This is a genomic window from Corallococcus sp. AB038B (genome assembly GCF_003668955.1).
Taxonomy (GTDB): Bacteria; Myxococcota; Myxococcia; order Myxococcales; family Myxococcaceae; genus Corallococcus; species Corallococcus exiguus.
In genome coordinates, this window is record NZ_RAWO01000003.1 from 663,633 (window position 1) to 684,297 (window position 20,665).

The 20,665-nt window shown below is 67.6% G+C and carries 21 protein-coding genes and 1 other RNA gene; 9 read left to right on the forward strand and 13 right to left on the reverse strand.

Translation table 11 applies throughout. The annotated features are described in order from the left end of the window. Positions 1–234: 234 nt before the first annotated feature. Positions 235–504, forward strand: a complete 270-nt coding sequence (locus D7Y04_RS18905) for a hypothetical protein (protein ID WP_121760273.1) — start codon at positions 235–237, stop codon at positions 502–504. A gap of 4 nt (positions 505–508) precedes the next feature. Then, positions 509–877 carry a DUSAM domain-containing protein gene (locus D7Y04_RS18910; RefSeq protein ID WP_120579501.1) on the forward strand — a complete coding sequence of 123 codons (369 nt, stop codon included), beginning with the start codon at positions 509–511 and terminating at the stop codon, positions 875–877. On the opposite strand, the gene D7Y04_RS45725 is transcribed toward D7Y04_RS18910, so the two are convergent. Beyond that, entirely contained in the window at positions 835–1,164 is a 330-nt protein-coding gene (locus D7Y04_RS45725; RefSeq protein ID WP_233597302.1) for a hypothetical protein, read from the reverse strand. The two genes, D7Y04_RS18910 and D7Y04_RS45725, sit on opposite strands and share 43 nt — an antisense overlap. Further along, a complete protein-coding gene (locus D7Y04_RS18920; RefSeq protein ID WP_121760216.1) occupies positions 1,165–1,812 on the reverse strand; it encodes a hypothetical protein in 648 nt (215 codons plus the stop codon). It lies immediately after the preceding gene. Between the two features lie 239 nt (positions 1,813–2,051). On the opposite strand from D7Y04_RS18920, the gene D7Y04_RS18925 reads away from it, so the two are divergent. After that, the gene (locus tag D7Y04_RS18925; RefSeq protein ID WP_120593324.1) at positions 2,052–2,246 is read left to right on the forward strand and encodes a hypothetical protein; all 195 of its coding nucleotides are present in this window, start codon (positions 2,052–2,054) and stop codon (positions 2,244–2,246) included. Positions 2,247–2,997: 751 nt separating this feature from the next. Here the strand turns inward: D7Y04_RS18925 and D7Y04_RS45730 are convergent. The 4 genes from D7Y04_RS45730 to D7Y04_RS18935 all read right to left on the reverse strand — a co-directional run bounded on the left by D7Y04_RS45730 (position 2,998) and on the right by D7Y04_RS18935 (position 4,686). Beyond that, entirely contained in the window at positions 2,998–3,135 is a 138-nt protein-coding gene (locus tag D7Y04_RS45730; RefSeq protein WP_233597303.1) for a hypothetical protein, read from the reverse strand. An 18-nt stretch (positions 3,136–3,153) separates the two neighbouring features. Beyond that, complete coding sequence (locus D7Y04_RS45735; protein WP_233601491.1) at positions 3,154–3,537, reverse strand: NlpC/P60 family protein; 384 nt, start codon at positions 3,535–3,537, stop codon at positions 3,154–3,156. 548 nt (positions 3,538–4,085) lie between these two features. Beyond that, the gene (locus D7Y04_RS44505; RefSeq protein ID WP_158627551.1) at positions 4,086–4,232 is read right to left on the reverse strand and encodes a hypothetical protein; all 147 of its coding nucleotides are present in this window, start codon (positions 4,230–4,232) and stop codon (positions 4,086–4,088) included. Between the two features lie 4 nt (positions 4,233–4,236). Beyond that, a complete protein-coding gene (locus D7Y04_RS18935; RefSeq protein WP_233597305.1) occupies positions 4,237–4,686 on the reverse strand; it encodes a transposase in 450 nt (149 codons plus the stop codon). 152 nt (positions 4,687–4,838) lie between these two features. Between D7Y04_RS18935 and D7Y04_RS18940 the strand changes: the two genes are divergently transcribed. After that, positions 4,839–6,119 carry a TcdA/TcdB catalytic glycosyltransferase domain-containing protein gene (locus D7Y04_RS18940; RefSeq protein ID WP_158627552.1) on the forward strand — a complete coding sequence of 427 codons (1,281 nt, stop codon included), beginning with the start codon at positions 4,839–4,841 and terminating at the stop codon, positions 6,117–6,119. Between the two features lie 381 nt (positions 6,120–6,500). Here D7Y04_RS18940 and D7Y04_RS18945 read toward each other — a convergent pair whose 3' ends face one another. Next, positions 6,501–7,271 (reverse strand): hypothetical protein, encoded by a 771-nt coding sequence (locus tag D7Y04_RS18945; RefSeq protein WP_121760218.1) that lies wholly within the window; start codon positions 7,269–7,271, stop codon positions 6,501–6,503. A gap of 789 nt (positions 7,272–8,060) precedes the next feature. Here D7Y04_RS18945 and D7Y04_RS44510 point away from each other — a divergent pair. Beyond that, positions 8,061–8,357, forward strand: coding sequence for a transposase (locus tag D7Y04_RS44510; RefSeq protein ID WP_158627553.1), 297 nt, complete (start codon positions 8,061–8,063; stop codon positions 8,355–8,357). 1 nt (position 8,358) lies between these two features. Here the strand turns inward: D7Y04_RS44510 and D7Y04_RS18955 are convergent, their stop codons facing one another. From D7Y04_RS18955 to ssrA, 5 genes are all read right to left on the reverse strand, one after another. Then, a complete protein-coding gene (locus tag D7Y04_RS18955; RefSeq protein WP_120593328.1) occupies positions 8,359–9,786 on the reverse strand; it encodes an NAD(P)/FAD-dependent oxidoreductase in 1,428 nt (475 codons plus the stop codon). Continuing rightward, positions 9,783–11,096: a Dyp-type peroxidase gene (locus D7Y04_RS18960; protein ID WP_121760220.1), complete on the reverse strand. Its 1,314-nt coding sequence runs from the start codon at positions 11,094–11,096 to the stop codon at positions 9,783–9,785. The genes D7Y04_RS18955 and D7Y04_RS18960 overlap by 4 nt, the downstream gene beginning before the upstream one ends. Before the next feature lies 1 nt (position 11,097). Beyond that, positions 11,098–11,928, reverse strand: coding sequence for a hypothetical protein (locus D7Y04_RS18965; protein ID WP_171813212.1), 831 nt, complete (start codon positions 11,926–11,928; stop codon positions 11,098–11,100). Positions 11,929–11,937: 9 nt separating this feature from the next. After that, positions 11,938–12,471, reverse strand: a complete 534-nt coding sequence (locus tag D7Y04_RS18970) for a hypothetical protein (protein ID WP_120579509.1) — start codon at positions 12,469–12,471, stop codon at positions 11,938–11,940. Between the two features lie 312 nt (positions 12,472–12,783). After that, positions 12,784–13,147, reverse strand: a transfer-messenger RNA (tmRNA) gene (gene ssrA / locus D7Y04_RS18975). Positions 13,148–13,304: 157 nt separating this feature from the next. Between ssrA and D7Y04_RS18980 the strand changes: the two genes are divergently transcribed. The 3 genes from D7Y04_RS18980 to D7Y04_RS18990 all read left to right on the forward strand — a co-directional run bounded on the left by D7Y04_RS18980 (position 13,305) and on the right by D7Y04_RS18990 (position 17,373). Then, entirely contained in the window at positions 13,305–14,312 is a 1,008-nt protein-coding gene (locus D7Y04_RS18980) for an NAD(P)-dependent alcohol dehydrogenase (RefSeq protein WP_121760221.1), read from the forward strand. A gap of 107 nt (positions 14,313–14,419) precedes the next feature. Further along, a complete protein-coding gene (locus D7Y04_RS18985) occupies positions 14,420–15,787 on the forward strand; it encodes a pitrilysin family protein (protein WP_120575756.1) in 1,368 nt (455 codons plus the stop codon). Next, on the forward strand, positions 15,787–17,373 hold the full coding sequence (locus D7Y04_RS18990) for a pitrilysin family protein (RefSeq protein ID WP_120596757.1): 1,587 nt from the start codon (positions 15,787–15,789) through the stop codon (positions 17,371–17,373). The genes D7Y04_RS18985 and D7Y04_RS18990 overlap by 1 nt, the downstream gene beginning before the upstream one ends. Positions 17,374–17,394: 21 nt before the next feature. On the opposite strand, the gene D7Y04_RS18995 is transcribed toward D7Y04_RS18990, so the two are convergent. Continuing rightward, positions 17,395–18,408, reverse strand: a complete 1,014-nt coding sequence (locus tag D7Y04_RS18995; RefSeq protein ID WP_121760222.1) for a DUF3616 domain-containing protein — start codon at positions 18,406–18,408, stop codon at positions 17,395–17,397. A gap of 196 nt (positions 18,409–18,604) precedes the next feature. On the opposite strand from D7Y04_RS18995, the gene D7Y04_RS19000 reads away from it, so the two are divergent. Then, positions 18,605–20,488 carry an OmpA family protein gene (locus tag D7Y04_RS19000; protein ID WP_121760223.1) on the forward strand — a complete coding sequence of 628 codons (1,884 nt, stop codon included), beginning with the start codon at positions 18,605–18,607 and terminating at the stop codon, positions 20,486–20,488. Positions 20,489–20,665: the final 177 nt, after the last annotated feature.

Consider the following 20,665-nt stretch of genomic DNA (forward strand, 5'->3'; position numbering starts at 1 on the left):
CTTCATGCGCGGCTCCGGCTCCCTCCTGAGAAGGATTGAAGCACAAGAAAAACGAAACTAAACAGCTATGCATGCGCAGTTTGAACACCCGATTCTTGGGCATGCTCGTGGCGGCGCTCGCGCTGGTGGGGGGCGGGCTGTGGTGGCGGTGCCCATGCGCGGGCGAGCGACACCGAGCCCAGCGCCACTGCGGTGTACCTGGCCCAGGCGCAGTGCGGCCCCCAGGACTCCACGGTGATCTGCTGCGTAAAGACGCACCCGGGCAACCCCACGCGCTGCGGGGCCACGGACTTCGAGGCAGAGGAAATCCTCTTCGGCGCCAGGGTCGCCAAGGAGCTGGCCCGCGAGGACCTGCCGGAGTGGAAGCGCTACCGCATGAACGAGTACGAGAAGTGCCAGAATCAGGACTGGATAGGCTCTTGCTACGACTGCTTCCGCCTCTGTGAGGGCCAGCAGGGGGAATGGCCGCACGACCGATGCTTCCGGCAACGGAAGGGCCGGTAGCGGCATGAGCCAGGACATCAACTGGGACGAGGTGCGTGCGCTCGCTGCGCGCATCGAGGCCGGCGAAGCACTGGCGCTCACTCCAGACGTGCGGGAGTTGCTGCTGCGTACTGCGCGCGAGGTGGCCATCCCTGAGCCGGATGCACAGGCCGCCGTCCAAGACGCGGCTACTGCGACCGCGCTTCTGCGCGAGGCTCGCTCGCGGATCCGCGAGGGCTCCATGCGCTTGGCGCGCACGAGGATGCTGGCTGGGGACCTCGCGAAGGCGGGCGATAAAGCCGGGGCCCGGAAGCTGCTGGAGGACCTGCTCGCCGTGGAGGTGGTGCCTCTCTACCGGCAGCAGGCGGAGCTGGAGTTGGAGGACCTGGACTGACCGGCGCTCACGCGCACCGCGGGCACAGCACCAGCCACTTCTTCTGGAAGCTGGTCCCGCGAGTCGTCTCCTTCAGCACGAGCGAACCCTCGCGAGGGGCCACCTGGGCGCCGCAACCGGCAGAGCCCAGCGCGGAGGTTGGGGCGCCTGCCCTGCTCGGCGCTCGCGCACACCAGGTGCCGCGTGCCGGTGGCGGCGGAGTACTCCACGTACTCGCCCTTGAGGATGCGCCCGCTGCACCCGGCCGCCGTGCACGTGCCCGCCTTCGCCGCGATGATGGTGGGCACCTACGCGCCCCACGCCGACGGGCGGCGGGACTCCACTGCGGGGAGCGCGAGCCCCATCTGAGCGCCCTGCCCCACCGGGCGCGGCCGCACATCCCGAGGCGCGGCCGCGCGGCGCTGGCGCAGTTTCCCGGAGACGCGCGCGGGCAGCTCCGGCCCGAGCCCCTTGGCGTCGAGTGCCTCGCGCATCCGCTTCAGCGCCTGTCGGTGGAGCCGCAGCACCTCGTCCTCCGACAGGCGCAGCTCCTGGGCCACAGTCCGCGCCGCGGGCTCAGCGCCCGGGCCCCGCTCGTAGCCCGCCAGCTTCTGGGCCACCACGCGCTGCAGGCGAGGCATCTGGTACAGCTCGGTGAGGGCCGCCTCGCGCTCGGCCACCAGTCGGTGACGCGCGGCCGTCGTGTCCACCAGCCCGAGGCGCGTCTCCATGTTCGCCGCGGAGTCCCGGCCTTCCTCGCCGGCCAGCAGCTGGTCCAGGGAGACGGTGGAGATGGAGCCCTCCCCCAGCGTCAGGATGGAGGCCTCGTCCAGCCCCTGGGCGCGCAGCGCGGTGGACACCGGCACGCCCTCCTTCCGCGCCGCCTTCTTCGCCCGCCGAAGCCGATTCAGGGCGTGGTCGGTGACACCCGCGGCCAGGGTGAGACGCTTCTTCATGGTGTTGCTCCCGTTGAGGGGGGTGGATAGCACCAGGAAGAAGGGGCGGCTCAGACGCGCGGCATCCAGTTCCAGCAGCCGTCCATTGGGGCCTCGGTGGCCGCCTGGCGGCCATGCTCACCGGGAAGGGCAGCGCGTTGGGCGGCTTCACGAGCAGGGACACTGAGCCGTCGCTGTTGACGGCGGTGATGTCCGCCGCGCAGACCAGGACGCCGTGCTGGTAGTGGACGGCGCGGTCGATGGAGGGCTTCTGGCCGGGCGGCACCACCGGAGCCCCGACCGGTCCCGGCAGCACCGTGGACACGGACGCGACCGGCGTGTTGATGGTCTCGGCGACCGCGAGCCAGCCGGCGCGCACCAGTGTGGAGCACTTCTCGAACGGGCGCAGCTCGGCGCCCGTCACCGCGGAGCGTCCTCCGGTGACGCTGCCGTAGCAGTGGTACAGCATCAGGGCGAGGGCGAGCTTGCTGGGGCTGGCCTGGGCCAGTGCCTTCTCGGCACTGGCGATGAGCTCGGGCGGAGGCGTGTACGGCGCGGGGGTGGGCGTGGACATGGGCGCTTTTCCTGGTGCGGCGGATGAGCTGCACCACGAAGAAGGGGCGCCTCGCGGGGGGCTCGCCTCTTGGTGGCTTCGGTCCTGCCTCCGCCTGAGGTCACTTGCGATATGCCAACATGGCCATCAGCCGACGGCGCTTCGCCCCCGCTGAATGGCCAAGCAAATGAAGGAGCGGATCATGCGAACAGCCCCAATCCTGCTGGCTGTCCTAGGTATCCTTGCATTTCAGCCGTCGACCCCAAATTACGGAGCGCCAACGGAGGCCGGCCAGAAGGAAAGCGCCTCGTCCGGCCAAGTAGTAGGGGGGGCCTGCACGCCCATCTCATACGCATGCGCACCAGGCAGTGGTGGGTGGCTGGTCTGTAACGCCCAGGGGGCGTGGGTATATGGGGGGGATTGTCCTCCAGGCACGAGCTGTTGGTTCTATCAGCCCGCCCTGAGCCCATATTGCGTTCCCCAAGGCTTCACACTGCCCTGATTGCAGTAAGCGCTCATGCTGCGCGTTGTTGCGTGCGGGTGGACTTCACGGCACTAGCAGGAAGGGGCGGCTCAGCGGCGTGGCAGCCAGCGCGGGTGGTCGCACTGGCCCAGGCGCCTGCCGCACAGGCGGCATCGAGGTGGCGAGCCCATCAGGAGGTGAAGGGCAGCCGGCGGAAGCCCAGGACGTCGCTCCGGTAGGCGATGCGCGGGTGCGTCTTCACGCGCGCCCCAGCCGCAGCCGCATCGGCCAGGGTGAGCGTCGTGCTCCCGCCTCCGGAGGCTCCCATCACCACGCCCGCTCCGACTTACACCATGACGTGGTTCGGGTCGTCACGCGTCACCGGGCGCCCCTGAAGCGTCGTGTGGCCCGCGCGCCCGTACAGCACGAGGTCGCCTGGCAGCAGCTCCGCCTCCGTCGCCACGGGCGCGCAGATGTCCCAGAGGCGGTCCGTGTTGTGCGTGGCCCGCCAGTCCGGGCCGCCCACCTGGTTGAGAGCCCACGTCACGAGTCCGGAGCAGTCGAAGAGGCGCGGGCCATCCGCTGGCACGCGCTGCCCCTTTGCGCCCCACCGGTAGGGCGAATGCATCCGGGCGAGGACGAGGGCGAGGAAGGCGGCGCGCTGCGAGGTGATGATGGGCACGGTGGACTCCGGGGACTGCGACGTGTTCCCCGGAGAAGGGGTGCCCATTGGCTCACCGCGAATGGCAGCGCTATCCTGGCGAGGCAGCACCAACCCTCAAACCAGGAGAAACGGATGCGAGTGGCAATCATTGCCGGGCTGATGACTGTGGGGCTGATACTCGGCTGCGGCGGCCCTGAAGCAGAGGGAACGGCAGAAGCCAGCGATGGGCGAGCGGATAGTGCTTCAGCTCAATCAGCGTCCGCCGACTGCTACGATGCGTGCAGCGAAAAGCTGAGGATTTGTTATCGAAAAGGGGGCGGCATAAACGAATGTTTTGCCGCATTCGAAGCATGCGAGGCGAAGTGCGAGCTGGCGGGAGCTGCCCCCTCCCGCCAGGACGAGAGCGCAAAGGTTCTCGCGGCAGGCCTCCCACCCGACAACATCTGCCACGTCTGGTGTGACGTCGGCCCTCGCGCGGGCTATCGAACGTCCGCCTACGCCGGCAGCATCGCGGCATGCTTTGCCTTCGCCCGTGATGAGTGTGGAGAATCGGGCACGTACACGTACAACGGCCAAGCCTGGGCCTTTTGATCTGCCACGGCAAGGGATGAGGCTCAGGGGTGGCCAGGGCTTGCGTCCTTGGCCACCACGTTGGCGGCGTGCTGCATCTGCCGAGAGGTGCGCTCCCCCATCAGCAGCGTGACGTGGTTCACCGCCTGGTGCAGCTGCGGCCGCGCGGCGCCCATCCAGCCCTGAGCCATCCCCTCATATGAAGCCAAGCGCTTCTTTGAAGACAGGGTGACAATGGAGGAGTTCGGCGAAGCGCTCGACGAGAGGCCGCAATCGTTCCTCCTTCATCATGGGAATGGCTTGGCAATACATGCAGCCCTGCCGGAAGAGCGAGTAGGTGCGCGTCTTGGCTGTGTTGGCCTTCAAGCCCTTTTCCATCCCCAGACTCTCCCCAGCGGCGCCCAGCAGCGTCAGCAGCACCTGGGCCAAGGCACTCACCAGCAGCAGCCTGTCTCTGCGCTCGGGACTCTTCACACGCACCGAGGACAGTCCCATCCCGAATCTCAAGTCCTTGACGTCCCGGAATGTCTCCTCGCACGAGAAGCGTCGGGCATAGAGGTCCACCACCTGGCGTGCGCTGACAGCCCCCAGGCTGGTGGCCAGACACCACGGCTCCTTCATTCCCTTCTGGCGCACCAGCACCACCGCGGGCACCGGAAGGTCGGCTGGAGCGCTACGGACAGCTTTCGCTATACTCCCCCTCCGCCTAGGAAAACGCCGGGGGTGTGAACATGGGCATCAGGGGCAAGTGCTTCAACAAGCGATACGGCGAACCGCCCAGGCCGTGTCCGTTATTCATGCAACAGCAGGATACAGATGATGGTCTGTGCGCCACCTGCCGCAAAGCGCTGAAGGCTCCAACCGCGCCCAAGTTCGAAGCCCCCAAGACGCCCTACCTCAAGAAGAAACCCACGCCCTCAGGGGTCGTCGAAAAGAAGAGCACCGCCCCGAGGCAGGTGTCCTCCACGTCCACCAGCCTGCCGCCCGTCGAGATGATCTCGGCCCGGGAGCTCACGAAGCCCGCGAACCTTCCTCTCAGGGATGCAATGCATGTGGAAGTGAAGGGGCGTGGAAAGCTCTTCGGCCAGCTCGCCAGCCCGTCGGATGCGCCTACGCTGAAGGTGCGCGTGGGTGGAACCACGAACCAGCATGTCTGGGTCAACGCCCAGGACGTGGTCCCGCACCCCACACTCCAGGCCATGCGCGAGGACGAGGTCTCACGCGAGGCCTTCTCCCAGGCGCTCTGCCGGCTGACCTGCGACGAGCAGCCGCGGCTTCACATCATCTGGTTCGGGAGCGCGCTGCCCGAGGCCCGGATGAAGGCCCTGGACACCTGGATCAGCGCATTCGACCCCGGCCTCCAGGTGTATGTCTGGGCGGACTCACGTGTTCGCGGCTGGGACGCCATCAACTCGCAGTTCTTCGGCAAGTCCCGATGCAAGGTGTTCGATGCCAGCGTGGCGCTGGCCGCGGCCTGTCAGGCGATGTGGACCGATGCCTATGAGAAGGAAATCGGGCTCAGGCCCCGCATGAAGGACGCCGAGTGCTTTGTCGCGTCCGCGGCTGCTTCGGATGTGCTGCGCCTGGTGGTTGTCTACCTGTACGGGGGCCTCTACTTGGACATGGACATGCCCATGGCCCGGGATTGGAAGAAGAGGAACATCTCCTTCCCGCTGAACGAGCACGGCTTCGCGCTTCTGCGGTGGCAGAACGGGCATCCCGTCAACGCGGGCATGGCCGCCCGTCCGAATTCTCCCAAGCTGGCCAAGGTCATCCATGCGTACGTGGTGGCGATGGCGAACTACCTGTCGTTGTACCTCTCCGACAAGGACCTCCAGCTCATCACCCAGACGATGCGCGAAAACCACGACAAGTGGACGGAGGAGATGCCGGTGTTTCTCACGGCGAAGAATTTCACGATGTTCAGGACAGGTCCCGACGTCCTCAATGAGGCCGTCACAATGGTCCTCGGCGCGCCAATGATCACCTGGGAAAGAAATTATCAGTTCGCCGTGGAAGGCATGCATTACGGCAATGAACTCTCGTGGCTATCCCCCAGGGCCATGTGGTTCCCGTAGGGAGTCCTCTGCGCAAAAGTGGCGAAACCCCGGGTCCAGAGCCATGCGCGAGGCCAACTCGTCCGACAGCCCCCGAGCTCGGCCCAAAGAAAAAGCCTGACAACCCGTACTGGATTGCCAGGCTCCTTCACTGTGGAGGCGGAGGAAATCGACCCCTCGGGCAGTTACCCCCTATCAAGGCCTCTGGGCGCTCGCGTTCGGCAACGGCCTCATGAACCAGCCACCCGTACGCTGTTCTTCACCGCGGATCCGGCGATGGAGTCCCAGGCGCTGAGCCTCTCGCGGTCGAAGCAGGAAACATTCCAGGGATGCGCCCGGGGAAGCCTGCCCCGGGCGCATCCTGCTTCCTGTCGGTGACCGCCCCCCGCTGGGAGCTTGTCGCTACCAGATGCAGCTGAGGAATCCGCCGGGGGTGAACACCGGGATGGAGCTCAGCGCGCCATCCGGAACCTCACCGTGCGCGGTGGCGGCCACGGGCGACCGATACATACCGGGGAGAGAGGAGTTGACATACCCCAGACTATACACGGTGCTGCTCGAGCGCTCGCGCAAGAGAGCGCCGCACCAGGGCTCGTGCGTGTTGTTGGCAAGCGTTCCCAAGGGGACGATCTTCACGCTGGACGCGCCCCCGTAGTAGGCGAGGTCCGACGCATTGGTGATGGGGTACTTGGCGCCCGCGATCCAGAGATAGACCTGGCTCCCCGTGCGCTCCTGGACCAGGATCTTGTAGGAGTAGTTGAAGAACGTATCACTCCAGCCGGCGTTCGGGATGTTGTTGACGGTCCTCCAGTCATCCCAGTAGTCCAACTCCGTGGGACTCGGAATCCACCAGAACATCTCTCCCACCACGACATAAATCGCAGAGAAGCCAATCTGGCGGAGCAGCGTGCCCTCCTGGGGAATCTCCGCATAGGAATCGATGGTGGCCTGGGACAGCACCACCGTGCTGGCGGAGGAATAATTGCTCCACTGCGCGGGAGGGATGAAGAACCGCGCGCCACCCGCCACCACGTATCGGTTTGTCGTGTCCGTGCTGAGGAGAACGTAACCGTCCGGGATGGGCGCGTAGCCCGCGAGGGCCTGAGCACCAAAGAGACTCAGCCCCAGAGCGAGCCAACGAGGAAATATTGCGAGAAACGAGACAACGCGCACGGATTCATCTCCATTCAAGGGTGGGTGCTGCCAAGCGGACCGGGTATCCGGGGACAAGGCGATTCCGCTGACAGCCGCTGGGGGCGGACAATGATTCGCACTCCCAGGAACTGACGTCGCCCGGGCCGGTGGCGACGCCTTGAAAGGTAGAGCAAGGCAAACCAATGGAGCAACAAGTGCTTGCCTTGTGAACGCTATCGCCAGGATTTGCACCTTCACCAGGAAGCGAATTGCAACAGGACTGGAGAAGTCCAGAGCAGGTGCCGGAACCGGGCCCGCCCAAGGCCCCTGGCCATGAAGGCTCCCAATACCAGAGGTGAGAGGCCATTCGCGCGCAGGGCTCGTTGAACCCGTAATGCCATGCACGGGAGCCTCCGCGGCCACACCGCCCACCATGCTCCAGCCGCAAAGCAAGAGGCCAGCCCAGGTGGAGCAAGGACTCCTCACTGGTTTTCATCGGAGAATCCCCCACTTCGAGTGGAGTTGGATTCCCACCATGATCTGGTGGGTCATGCGATGGAGTAGGGGCAGCTCTGATCAGACAGGAGCGGCCTCGAACCTCGCGAGCCCCGCCTCCGCACCGGCCTCATCCATGGCCCGGGTGTAGCCGCGGGTGACGGGCTCCCTACCGGCAGTGGACGCTGTCCTTTCCGCATCGGGTGCGGTGGGTGCTGCTCAAGGACGTGGGGCTACTCTCGGACGTCCTCACCCTCTTCCTGCGCGCAGTGTTCGCCCTGCAGCGCCGGAAGGGCACGATGGCATGGCCTACGTGGTGGGCAGGTCGGGGCCGTGTCGTTCATCCAGCTCTTCGGCTCCGCCTTGCAGGTGACTCCTCATTTCCACTCGCTGGTGCCGGACGGCGTCTTCGTGCCGCGGGAGGGCGGCGTGCGCTTCGAGCCGTTGCCTCCGCCCACGCAAGCAGAGGTGGAGCGACTGCTGCGGGTGGCGCGTCACCGGGTGCTGCGCCTGCTGGAGAAAAGAGGGGCCCTGCCCGCGCAAGGGCCCGAGGACACGCTGCAGACATACCAGGCGCACTCCCTGCAGCAGCGGCTGCGCTGGACGGAGGTGGCCGTGCGGCCACGCTGAGTCAAAGCAGCTCCGCGAGGCGAGCCCGGTCCACGTCGACCTGGAGCTGGCGGGCGGCGATGGCCGCCGCACGACCCAGGACGCCGGTATAGGTGGGGAACGAGAGCGGAACTCGAGCCAGTTCCTCCACCCGCATCCCCGCGGCGATGGCGATCGCCGCGGTCTGGACCAGATCGACCGCCCGCTCACCCACCACGTGGCAGCCGAGGAGCTTCCGCGTGGCGCGGTCGACGATGAGCTTGCAGAACCCGGTCGTTCGACCATCGATGAGGGTCCGCGTCGTCGAGTCGAAGCGGACCACCGCCACCACGACGTCGTGCGCTTGACGTGCCTTCGCTTCGGTCAGGCCCGCCTGCGCGTACTCGGGATCGGTGAAGCTGCCAATCGGACACACCTCGTCCGTGACGGAGATCATCGGTGCTCGTGCCGCGTTGGAGCCCGCGACGAACCCGTCCTGCAACGCCTGGGGGACCAGCATCCGGCGCCCTGTCACGTCTCCGGCGGCGAAGATGTGCGGCACGGAGGTGCGCAGCTGGGCATCGACGCGTACGAAACCCCGCGAGTCGGTCTCGACGCCCGCGGCCGCGAGGTTGAGCGCGGAGGTGTCAGCCCTCCAGCCCACGGCGACGACGACGAGCGCGGCCTCGGCGCTGTCTCGCACGCCGTCCCTGGAGAAGACCATCCGCACGCCCCCTGGCGTCGTTTCGAAGCGTTCAATCGTGCCGAAGGCCTCGCGCACCACAATACCGGCCTGACGGAAGGACTCCGCGACGGCGGCGGACACGTCTTCGTCCTCGGTCGGCAGGATGCGTGCTCCCGCCTCGAAGAGCTGAACCTGTGTGCCGAACGCGGCGAAGACCGACGCCACCTGGACTCCCGTGGCGCCACTGCCGACGACCACCATCGACGGCGGAACGGTGGTCAGGCTCCACGCATCGCTGTGGGTCTTCGTGAGCTCGAATCCCGGGATGGGGAGGCGCCGGCTCACGCCACCGGTGCAGAGGATGAACTTCTCCGCTCGAAACCGGAGCCCGCGCTGGGTTTCGAGGGTGTGCGGGTCCACGAAGCGCGCGGCGCCGACGTGCTCGTGCACGGTGACCCTCGCCGCGGCGATCTGCTCACGCAGGGCCGCGTGAGTGCGAACGTCGCCGGCCACTTCGCGCACGCGCTTGAGCAGCCGCTCGTAGTCCAGCACGGGCTCTGTCACCGCGATGCCATAGCGCCCCAGTTGCCGGGCGTCGCGGAGCAACCGCGCCGCCTGCGCCAGCGTCCTCACCGGAACCGGTCCGTCGTGGGCCGCCATGCCGCCGAACGCGTCGCGGGTGACCAGGGCGGTCCGGGCGCCCAGGTCGCCAGCGCGGAGCGCCGCGAGCAGTCCCGCGGGTCCGGCACCGATGACCACGACGTCCATGGGCGCTGAACCATTCATGTCCGGAGCTCCGCCAGCCACCGCAGCGCGCGCAGCCCGGGCATGAAGCAGTACTCGCCTCCGCGCGTGACCACGAACCGCGGAAGGCCCTGCAGACGCCTGGGGATGGGCCGGTTCGGGAAGGAGAAGGCGCCCGCTCCGTCGTGCGCGCCAGCGACGGGGTCCTTCGCGTCGCCCAGCCCCAGGAAGTCACCGCCGTTGGCCCACTCCGCTTGCACGAACTCGAACTGCCGTCCGAGGTGCGCGCCGATGAAGGCGAACATCAACCCTCGCTCGGCGCCATCGTCCTCGAGGACTCCGTCGGGCAGCTCGGGGCCGTAGGCGGTTCCGCGCCGGATCATCCGATGGAGCCTGACCACGCCAGCGACAGACGCGTCGCGGGGGTTCGTTCGCCGGATGTGCGACCCGCGAGGCGTCTTGTATCCGGTCGGGTCATCTGAATAGTGGAAGTCATTGTTGCGCGACGCATCGGCGCCCAGGCCGGGAGCGGTATGGTAGGGGCACAGCGCCAGCGGCGCGCCGCTCCGCCACCTCCCCATCATCTTCGCTGCCAGGACCTCCTCGTCCTCCGGGCTGTTCGCGGCGTTCTTCAGGTACTGCCTGAACGCGGCCACCCGCTGATGAAGCTTGCGGAAGGCGACGTACGTTCCATTGCGCCCCAGGACGTCAGGCCGGGGCATCGGAGGTACGCCGCCCGTCTCATCAGGGTAGCCGAGGACGAATTCGCCCGACCTGAGCGGCGCCTCATGGGGATTGCTCCCTGGAATGCCGCTCCCCTCGACGGCCGGATGGCTGATGCCGTCCCTGAACCCGAACGGCTCCTTGCCCGTGCTCAGTGCGTGGCAATCCTGACGCCAGATGGCCTGGATGCCGCCAAGCTCCCGCAGAGCCGTGTGCGCGCGGTCCAGCGCGGCTTCGAGCCGGGCCTGATCCGGCGAAAGCGCTGTCAACACGACGTGAACCTCGCTCGTTCCCAGCGGGGGTTCCCAGTGTTCGGGGCTGCTCTCACCGTCGTCGTACAGGGCCTTCGCCCGGGCGGCCATGCCCTGCCGGAACTCCCACGCGAAGCTGTCCAGGGAGTCCTGCGGTACACCCAGCGCCTCGAGCCCGTGATACGTGAGCGCGACGCCGAGCCCGCCGTCACGCATCGGGCTGCTCGGATGGCCGGCCGTGGTCACCACCGAGCCGAGCCGCCTCATCAACTCCCGTCCCGCGCTCCGTTCGTCGATGCGCAAGAGGATGTAGGTCGCGACGTACGGAGACGGCCGGGGCCGCAGCACTCCGCTCTGGATGTCGTCCAGTTCGAGCATCTCAATGGGCCGTGGCGAGGTTCTTCCAGAAGCGCACGAGGCTCTCGTCCGCCCCGAACAAGGTGCTGAAGATGGTGGAATCAGCCACCAGGACATCGCCGGCCCTGCCGTCGCCCGGCGGCATCCACACCAGCGCATTGAACTCGGTGTTTCCCGCGTTCGTGAACGGATGGGGCCGGGTCCGGTCGATGGGCTGCTTCGCCAGGACGCGAGCCGAACGGGAATCCTCCTGGGTGACTGCGTAGTGCGGCAGGTGCATGTGGAAGTTGAAGTTCTGGACCCCGGTAAGCCAGCCGCGCGTGTCCAGGTCCGGTGAGTGCCCGACGTCGTGGTGCGGGCCCATCACCAGACAGGTGCCTTCGCGCTCGAGGAATGCGCGGACCGCTTCTATCTCCTCCGGGGCGGCCACCTGTTCGGTGACATCGTGGTCCAGCCCGAAGACGAGCAGCGTGTCCGCATCCGCGAGGACCCGCTCGTCGAGCGGCAGGGGGAAGCCCGCCTGGTCGACCCGCTGGAACATGGGCACCTTGTGCCCGGTGACCTCTTCGATGACCTGCTGGAACCTCACCCACGCCCAGAAGAAGAGCTCCAGGGAGCCCGCGATTCCCTGCTGGAACCTCCGCGGATCCGCCCACTGCGGGGACTCATAGTTGGGCCAGAGCACCCGGCGGACCTCGGTCATCGTCGAGAACCGATTGTCCATCTCGGCGGGGTTGCGATTGGCTTCTCCGGGGTAGCTCCAGGACGTGTAGACGCTGACCCGCCGATGGCTCCTCGAGTATTTCCTCGGCGCGTGGTTCTGGTTGTAGGTCCGCCCGGATGGCTCGCTCATGACAGGTCCCTACTGCATCTGCTCGAGCATCTCGGTGAACGAGGCCTTGAGCTTCAGGGCCTTCTTGATCTCATCGCTCGTGAAGTACGGATACTCGCCGTATTCGAGAAAGCTGGTGCACTGATGGTCCCGGAGGAACTTGACGAACGCAGGCGCGTTGGTCTTCCAGTCCAGGGGAAACCCCTCGAGGTTCTCGAAGGCGGTATTGATGCCTGACTTCGTGAAGAGAACGACCGCGTCCTCGGTGTATTTGTCGAAGTCGGTATCGAAGATGCCCTGATACATGAACCGGGTGTCGTCATCGAAGAGCACCCAGCGGAGGTAGTGGAGCTTGAGCGGTGCGAGAAGGTCAGGGGCGCCCTTGAGCGCTTCGGCCAGACTCTGGCCGTAGCCGCGCAGCGTATCGGCGCGCCCTGGCTTGACGTTGGCGACGATCGTGAAGCCATAACAGGCGGGGGTCTTCGGGAAGATGGGACCGTACTTTCCCTTCTCGAGGTGGTCCGTCGACCTGGGTATCGCCATGGCCTGGGGTTTGATCTCCATCGCCCGTCTCCCTTTGCTCGTGCACTTCAAGCTCGGGGTGGGGATCCGCACCTGCAAGTACGGCATCGCCTTCGAGCGGGAGAGCACAGGCTGTCCCGTCGTCTCGGCACGCAGGGCCGCGAAGGCATGCCGCGGCCGGCAGCGCGTGCTTCAGCGTGCGCCTCAACCCCTCACAGGAAGTGCAGGAACTAAAGCGCATCGGCTGAACCCTTTCACGCGACAACTACATTGACGCTCACCGCTGAGGGCCCATGCGGAAACGCAGCCAAAGAAAAAGCCTGGCAACCCGTACTGGATTGCCAGGCTCTTTCACTGTGGAGGCGGAGGGAATCGAACCCTCGTCCGAAAGCCGTCGGCTCTTCGACCCTACGTGCGTAGTCCGCGATTTGCTACGTCACCAGGGCTCCCACGGACGGGATACCTGATGCCGGTCCTGGAAAGATCTCGTCACCTCGGGCCCAGGCACCCTTGGCGACCAGTCCGCATTATGACGGCCCATCCCCACCCCACGGACCGAGAGCAGGGGGACCGCGCACTAAAGACTGCTAATTAGGCAGCCAGCGCGAGCTCAACGTTGTCGTTGGCTTTTGTGATGTTGTCGGCAGTTTTACGAGCACCCAACAAGCTCGGCACGCGTCTCGAACGTCATTGCCCCCGTCGAAGCCAGGTCGCCCCCGGTTCGATGTACGTCATGCGGCCCCAGCAGCTCCGCACCCGTCCTACATTAACCGCTGAACGCCCTCCGTCAATCCTCCTGAAGCCGCGGCGGTCACTCCTGCGACATTCCCTCCCCTGCCTGCCCCTCAGGCAGCCCCTTCCTTCCGGAGTCCCCCATGCAGGCGTACGAGCTCCACACCCCCACCGGCTCCTCCAGTTGGACCCTCGTGGAGACGCCCCAGCCCCAGCCGGGCCCCGGCCAGGCGCTCGTCCGCATCCACGCCGTCTCCCTCAACTACCGCGACCTCATCATCGCCCGCGGCACCTACCCCGGCCTCAAGCTCCCTCTCATCCCCTGCTCGGACGGCGCCGGCCAGGTCGTCTCCGTGGGCTCTGGCGTCACCCGAGTGAAGGCCGGCGACCGCGTCGCCCCCACCTTCTTCCAGGTCTGGACCGACGGCGAACGCACTCCGGAGAAGGTCGCCCACGCGCTCGGCGGTAGCGTCCCCGGCGTCCTCGCTGAATACGTCTGCGTGGACGCCGAAGGGCTGGTGCTCCTCCCGGACTGGCTCTCCTACGAGGAGGGCGCCACCCTCCCCTGCGCCGCCGTCACCGCCTGGAACGCGCTTGTCCCCCAGGGTGGCCTCAAGCGTGGGCAGACCGTGCTCGCGCAGGGCACCGGCGGCGTGTCCATCTTCGCCCTCCAGTTCGCCCGCATCCTCGGGGCCCGCGTCCTCATCACCTCCAGCCAGGATGACAAGCTCCAGCGCGCGAAGCAGCTGGGCGCGCAGTGGCTCATCAACTACCGCCAGACGCCGGACTGGGAACAGGAGGTGCTCACCCTCACCGGCAACCAGGGCGTGGACCACGTGCTGGAGGTCGGTGGCGCGGGCACGCTGCCCCGCTCCATCGCGGCCACCAAGGAGGGCGGCCACATCGCGCTCATCGGTCTGCTCACCGGCGCCCCCGGCAAGCCGGACACCACCGCCACCAGCGCCAAACACCTGCGCGTCGTCAGCACCTACGTGGGCAGCCGCGAGATGTTCGAGGACATGCTCAAGGCCATGTCGCAGGAGCAGACCCGGCCCGTCATCGACCGCGTCTTCCCCTTCGACCAGGCTCGCGAAGCGCTCCAGTACATGGAGTCCGGCGGCCACTTCGGGAAGATCGTCATCACCCTGTGAGGCAGGGCTCTGGCGCGCAGGTGACATGCGCCGTCAGAAAGCCACCCACTCCGGGCCTACCTCCGGCGTAACGTCCCGCGCGTTCCCAGCACCGAAAGGGTCCGCGCATGCGCCGCCTGTTGCCCCTCCTGCTGCTGCTCCTGATGATGCCGGCGCTGCCGGCGTCCGCGCAGCAGCCTCCAGACGCCTCCCGTTTCTTCCCCTACACGCTGAACACCACGCGCCTGCCCAACGGGCTCACCGTGGTGCGCGTGCCGTTCAACTCTCCCGGCATCGTCGCGTACGTCACCGCCGTGCGCGTGGGTTCGCGCAACGAGGTGGAGCCCGGCCGCACCGGCTTCGCCCACTTCTTCGAACACATGATGTTCAAGGGGACGAAGGCGAACCCGGAGGGCCAGCGCGAGCGCATCCTCGGCGGCTTCGGCTTCGACGACAACGCGTTCACCACCGACGACATCACCGTGTACCAGGTGTACGGCCCCACCGCCGGCCTGGAGAAGCTCATCGCGCTGGAGGCCGACCGCTTCCAGAACCTGGAGTACTCCGAGCCGGCCTTCCAGACGGAGGCGCTCGCCGTCCTGGGCGAGTACCACAAGAACGCCGCGGGCCCGGACCTCAAGCTGGAGGAGGCCCTGGCGAAGACGGCCTTCACCCGCCACACGTACCAACACACCACGCTCGGCTTCTACGAGGACATCCAGGCGATGCCGAAGGCGTACGCGTACAGCCGCTCGTTCTTCGAGCGCTGGTACACGCCCGCCAACACCACCCTCTTCATCGTGGGTGACTTCAACGATGCGCAGGTCGTCTCGCAGGTGACCAAGGCCTACGGCGGATGGCAGCGCCAGCCCACCAGCGTCATCATCCCCACCGAGCCCCCGCAGACGAGTCAGCGCACCGTCCACGTGGACTGGCCGCAGCCCACGCAGCCTCGCCACGTGCTCGCGTGGCACACGCCCGCCGCGCGCGCGGACACGGCCGACGCCGCCATCCAGACCATCCTCGCCGAGTACCTCGTGGGCGACACCAGCCCCGCGTACAAGGAGCTGGTGCTGGAGAAGCAGTACGTCGAGTCGCTGAACGTCTACACCACGCCCCACCGCGACCCGTACCTGTTCCCCATCGACGCCACCTTGCAGGACGAGAAGTTCCGCGCCGACGTGGACGCCGTGCTGCGCCGCGAGGTGACGGCCGTGGCCGGCGCCCCGGTGGACGGCGTGCGATTGAAGGCCATCCAGGACCACCTGCGCTACGGCCTGCTGATGGACCTGGAGACGCCGCGCGACGTGGCCATCGACCTGGCCCTCTACGCGGGCGTGATGGGCCGCCCTGACGCGCTCGCCAGCTATCTGAAGCAGCTGGGCAGCGTGACGCCCCAGCAGATCACCCTGTTCGCGAGGAAGTACCTCGAGGACAAGAACCTCACCGTCCTCACCCTCACCCCCAAGGCCGTCGCCGCCGGAGGGACGCCGTGATGAAGACCCGCGCCATCGTGTCGCTCGTCCTGGCCGCCGCGCTGTCCCTCGCCGGCTGCGCCCACCACAAGCCTCCCGAGGAACCGCCCCCGACTCCGACGCCCACGCCGACTCCCGAACCGGGCTCCGTGCCCGCGGTGCCGCTGAATGAGCCGCCGCCGATGCACCTCGTGGTGCAGGCCCGTGCGGACACGCCCATCGTCAGCCTGCGGCTCGTCTTCCACACGGGCTCCATCGACGACCCGAAGGGCAAGGAGGGCCTCACCGCCCTCACCGCGAAGCTGATGGCGGAGGGCGGCACGCAGCGGCTCACCGCCGCGCAGCTGCTGGAAGCGCTCTACCCCATGGCCGCCGAGCTCAAGGTCTTCACCGACAAGGAGATGACCACCCTCTCCGGCCGCGTCCACCAGGACTTCCTGCCCGCGTTCCTGCTGCTCTTCACGGACACGCTGCTCCAGCCGCGCTTCGACCCCGCGGAGTTCGAGCGCCTGCGCGCCAACGCGCTCAATGCCGTGCGCAACGGCCTGCGCAGCGAGGACGACGAGACGCTCGGCAAGGTGGGCCTGGACGCGCTCATCTACGCGGGGCACCCGTACGCCCACTACACCGGCGGCACCGTGCAGGGGCTCCAGTCCCTCACGCTGGAGGACGTGAAGGCGCACGCGCGCCGCGTCTTCACGCAGGACCGGCTCGTCATCGGGCTCGCGGGCCCGGTGGACGCGAACCTCCAGCAGACGATGACTTCGCGCCTGAGCGCGCTGCCCGCCAAGGGCGCGCCCCGGGTGGAGTTGCCCACCGTGAAGTCCTCCGCGGGGCGCACGCTCATCCTCCAGAAGCCCACGCTCTCCACCGCCGTGAGCATGGGCTTCGTCACGCCGATGCGCCGGGGTGACCCGGACTTCTTCCCGGTGGCGTTCGCGCTGTCGAACCTGGGCGAGCACCGCCAGTTCATCGGCGTGCTCTTCAACGAGCTTCGCGAGCAGCGCGGCCTCAACTACGGCGACTACGCCTACGCCGAGCACTTCATCGAGGACCGGGGCAACGGCACCTTCAACCGCACCAACCTGGTGCGCACCCAGCAGGACGTGTCCATCTGGCTGCGCCCCGTGGTGCCCGCCAACGGCGTGTTCGCCACGCGCGGCGCGGTGTTCTTCCTGGAGCGCATGTCGAAGGAGCCGCTCACCCCGGAGCGCTTCAACCTGGTGCGCGGCTTCCTCCAGGGCTACACGCGCCTGTGGGAGCAGACCGACCAGCGGCGGCTGGGCTTCGCCATCGACTCGCTCTACTACGGCACGCCTGACTTCCTGAACGCCTACCGCTCCGCGCTGACGACGATGACGCCGGAGTCCGTGCAGGCCGCCGTCAAACGGCAGCTGGCACCGGAGAAGCTGGCGCTCGTGTACGTCACGGAGGATGCGCAGGGGCTGGCGGAGAAGCTGAAGTCCGGCGCGCCGTCGCCCATCACCTACGCGTCGCCCAAGCCGCCGGAGCTGCTCAAGCTGGATGAACTCATCATCCAGCAGAAGCTGCCGGTGCGTCCGGACGCCGTGCAGATTGTCCCGGCGTCTGGGTTCATGGAGCGCTGACGTCCGCGCGCCTTCCGGCGCTCAGGGGCTTTCCGGCAACGCCGTCCACATGCCGCGGAAGCGCTTGAGCGCCGGATCCTTCTGGCGCTTGCACTCCACGCCGTCCACCTGCACGGTGCCGTCGTCGCTGAGCAGCAGGATGTCCTCCGACGTGTCGGGCGTGAAGAACGCCTCCGGGTTCACGCCGGACAGGTCCACCGACGTCAGCGGCACCGGCGCGTCGTCTCCGCCCTTCCAGGTGAACAGGCGCGACTTCGCCTCGGAGGCGGTGGCCCCCGCCATGATGAGGTAGCGCCCCCGCCACGACGACAGCGAGCGGATGCCCAGCCCACCCAGCTCCAGCAGCCGGGGCTCACCGAAGCGCGCGGTCGCGCCGTCGCGCACCACCGCCTCCGGGTTCAAGAGCGGCACCACCAGCGCCTTGCCTTGCGTCAGCGGGCTGCGGAAACCAATCAGCATCCCGGGCGCGTCCAGCATCGCCGTCATGCCTTCGATGTTGAGCCCACCCGGCTCCTTGGGCGGCAGCGGCTCCGCCTGCGCGAGCCCGTACGGCGCGAGCCGGGCGTCCGCGAGCAGGTCCTCCAACAGCTGCGTGTACGGCTGCCCTACGAGTTGCACGTGCTCGGGGTCTTCCACACCGGTGGCGAAGAAGCGCAGGCGCGCGGGCTGCTTCTTGCCGGAGCTGTTGCGGCCGTGCGACGTGAGCCAGAAGGCCAGGTTGCCCAGCCGCGAGCCCGCTTCGATGTCCGTCTCCGGTGGCTTCTTCTTCACCGGCAAATCGAGCGACGGCGACAGGTCCACCGTGCGCAGCGGACGGCCTCCCTTCCGCGCATCGTAGACGCGCAGGATGTTGTCCTCGTCGTCCGCCACCACGAACAGGCCCTGGCCCAGCTCCACCGCGCCGGACGCGTCACAGCTGCCTTCGAAGACGACCGTGTTCGCGGACACGGCGGGCAGTGCGTCGCGCCGCACGTTCGCCTCGCGGGTGCCACAGCCCGCCACCAGGACACATCCCCACAGGAGCCAGCGTTTCATGGCCCTTCTTCTCGCTGCTCGCACAGCGTCACGCGCGCCGGGAACCCAGAGGTCCCGCGTGAAATGTGTCGTATGCAACAAGACACACGGCGGATCCGAGATGATCGGGGTTTGTATAAATGGCATGGGGCTGTAGCTCACACCGCGAGGGTGGGTTTTCTTCCGGCGGGGGGAGGTGGGTGCTAAGAGCCTCAGGATGCAATGCCCCGACTCCGAACCTTCGTGGAGCCGGTCCGCGTGCGGCGCGGCCCTGCGACTCGCGCTCCTGGGCCTGCTGCTCACCACGGCAGCGGCCCACGCTCAACCAGACCCCTTCTCCCGAGGCTTCGACGCCGTCCCGGTGAAACCGACGGCCGCGCAGTCCAGCGGCATCGGCCTGGAAGGCGCCACCGTCGAACCGGTGGGCAGCTACCGGGGCGCTCTGCTCTTCGACTTCAACTGGCGCATCCTCGCGTTGAAGCTGGGCGACGAGAAGCTGGGGAACCTGCTGCCGTACCGGCTGGACGCGCACCTGCTGTTCTCCTACCAGTTGCTGGAGCGGTTGGAGCTGGGCGTGGACCTGCCCGTCACGCTCATCCAGGGCGACAACTTCTCGCTCTTGGGCGACGCGCTGAATGCGCCGGACTTCCCCGGCGCCGCGGGCGTCAGCGGCACCACGCTGGGCGACATCCGCGTGCTGCCGCGCGTGAGCCTGTTGAATCCGGACCGCTTCCCGTTGGGGCTCGCGCTGGTGGCGGAGGTGCGGCTGCCCACCGGCAGCGCGCAGAGCTTCACGGGTGAGAGCGGCGTGGTGTTCGCCCCGCGCCTGGCCATCGAGAAGAAGCTGGGGCCCGTGCGCGTGCTCGGCAACGCGGGCGTGCTGCTGCGCCCCGCGGCGCAGTACCTCAACCTGCGCGTGGACGACGAGCTGACGCTGGGCGCGGGCGGCATCGTGGACCTGCCGGACATCAGCCGGCTGCGCGAGGTGAAGGCCACCGCGGAAATGCACCTGCGCACGCCGCTGGCGCGCCCCTTCAACTTCGACCAGGCGGATTCGCTCAAGTCTCCGTGGGAGCTGCTGGTGGGCGCCCGCGCGAAGGTGTGGGGCGACTGGGGCGTGGAGCTGGACGTGGGCCGCGGCCTCAACGTCACCACCGGCTACGGCCGTGAGGCCCTGCGGGTCATGTTCGCGGTGCGCTACGACAAGACCTTCAAGGACGAGGGCCCGGACTCCGACGGCGACGGCGTGCCCGACGTGCGCGACCGCTGCCCCACGCAGCCCGAGGACAAGGACGACTTCGAGGACTTCGACGGCTGCCCGGATCCGGACAACGACGGCGACGGCGTGGCGGACGGCGACGACATGTGCCCCAACAAGCCCGGCCCCAAGGAGAACAAGGGCTGCCCGGTGGAGCCGGACAAGGACACCGACGGCGACGGCGTCATCGACCCGCTGGACAAGTGCCCCCTGGTGCCCGGCCTGAAGGACTTCGACGGCTGCCCGGACACGGACTTCGACGAGATTCCGGACGGTGAGGACGACTGCCCCGACGTCGCCGGTCCGCCCGAGAACAACGGCTGCCCGTACGACGCTCCGCCCTACGTGGTGGTGGAGTCGGACCGCATCCGCATCAAGGGCAACATCCTCTTCGAGACGGGTTCCGCGGTCATCCAGAAGCAGTCGTACCCGCTGCTGGATGAGGTGGCGACGGTGCTCGCCAAGAACCCGACGCTGGGGCCCGTGCAGATTGAAGGGCACACGGACAACAAGGGCTCGCGTGCGCTCAACGTGGACCTGTCCAACCGGCGCGCGAAGTCGGTGCTCGAGTACCTGACGAAGAAGGGCATCGACCGCAAGCGCCTCACGTCGCAGGGCTTCGGGTTCGACCGGCCTATCGCCACCAACGACACGGCGCTCGGCCGCGCAAAGAACCGGCGCGTGGACTTCAAGCTGGTCAAGTCGGAGCTCGAATCCGGCCCGAAGGAGACCATCGTCCCCCACGGCCAGCCGCCTCCGCCCGGCACCGAGCCGGTTCCCGGACCGGGTGCGCCTCCCGCGACTCCCGCGCCTGGAACGGGCACACCGGCCGGCAAGAAGTAACGCGGACCCTTGGGACGGCCCGGCACCAGGGCCGTCCCAAATCGATACATTTGTTGTTTTACGGGATGACTGAAGGCCCGGGGCAAAATGCCCCGCTCCGAGGCCTCGTCTCCCCACCCGCACGACGCTTTCTGTCGAGTGCGCTGCGTCGAAAATAATCGGGAATATCGCCGAGGG

Excerpts from the sequence above, each read along its gene's own strand:
- D7Y04_RS45735 (WP_233601491.1), bottom strand. The coding sequence starts at position 3,537 with ATGGGCACCCCTTCTCCGGGGAACACGTCGCAGTCCCCGGAGTCCACC.
- D7Y04_RS19000 (WP_121760223.1), top strand. The coding sequence starts at position 18,605 with ATGCAATGCCCCGACTCCGAACCTTCGTGGAGCCGGTCCGCGTGCGGC.
- D7Y04_RS18985 (WP_120575756.1), top strand. The coding sequence starts at position 14,420 with ATGCGCCGCCTGTTGCCCCTCCTGCTGCTGCTCCTGATGATGCCGGCG.
- D7Y04_RS44505 (WP_158627551.1), bottom strand. The coding sequence starts at position 4,232 with ATGGCTCAGGGCTGGATGGGCGCCGCGCGGCCGCAGCTGCACCAGGCG.
- D7Y04_RS18960 (WP_121760220.1), bottom strand. The coding sequence starts at position 11,096 with ATGCTCGAACTGGACGACATCCAGAGCGGAGTGCTGCGGCCCCGGCCG.
- D7Y04_RS18980 (WP_121760221.1), top strand. The coding sequence starts at position 13,305 with ATGCAGGCGTACGAGCTCCACACCCCCACCGGCTCCTCCAGTTGGACC.
- D7Y04_RS18940 (WP_158627552.1), top strand. The coding sequence starts at position 4,839 with ATGCAACAGCAGGATACAGATGATGGTCTGTGCGCCACCTGCCGCAAA.
- D7Y04_RS18910 (WP_120579501.1), top strand. The coding sequence starts at position 509 with ATGAGCCAGGACATCAACTGGGACGAGGTGCGTGCGCTCGCTGCGCGC.
- D7Y04_RS18920 (WP_121760216.1), bottom strand. The coding sequence starts at position 1,812 with ATGAAGAAGCGTCTCACCCTGGCCGCGGGTGTCACCGACCACGCCCTG.
- D7Y04_RS18990 (WP_120596757.1), top strand. The coding sequence starts at position 15,787 with ATGAAGACCCGCGCCATCGTGTCGCTCGTCCTGGCCGCCGCGCTGTCC.
- D7Y04_RS45730 (WP_233597303.1), bottom strand. The coding sequence starts at position 3,135 with ATGGGAGCCTCCGGAGGCGGGAGCACGACGCTCACCCTGGCCGATGCG.
- D7Y04_RS18925 (WP_120593324.1), top strand. The coding sequence starts at position 2,052 with ATGGAGGGCTTCTGGCCGGGCGGCACCACCGGAGCCCCGACCGGTCCC.
- D7Y04_RS18955 (WP_120593328.1), bottom strand. The coding sequence starts at position 9,786 with ATGAATGGTTCAGCGCCCATGGACGTCGTGGTCATCGGTGCCGGACCC.
- D7Y04_RS18995 (WP_121760222.1), bottom strand. The coding sequence starts at position 18,408 with ATGAAACGCTGGCTCCTGTGGGGATGTGTCCTGGTGGCGGGCTGTGGC.
- D7Y04_RS18970 (WP_120579509.1), bottom strand. The coding sequence starts at position 12,471 with ATGGAGATCAAACCCCAGGCCATGGCGATACCCAGGTCGACGGACCAC.
- D7Y04_RS18965 (WP_171813212.1), bottom strand. The coding sequence starts at position 11,928 with ATGAGCGAGCCATCCGGGCGGACCTACAACCAGAACCACGCGCCGAGG.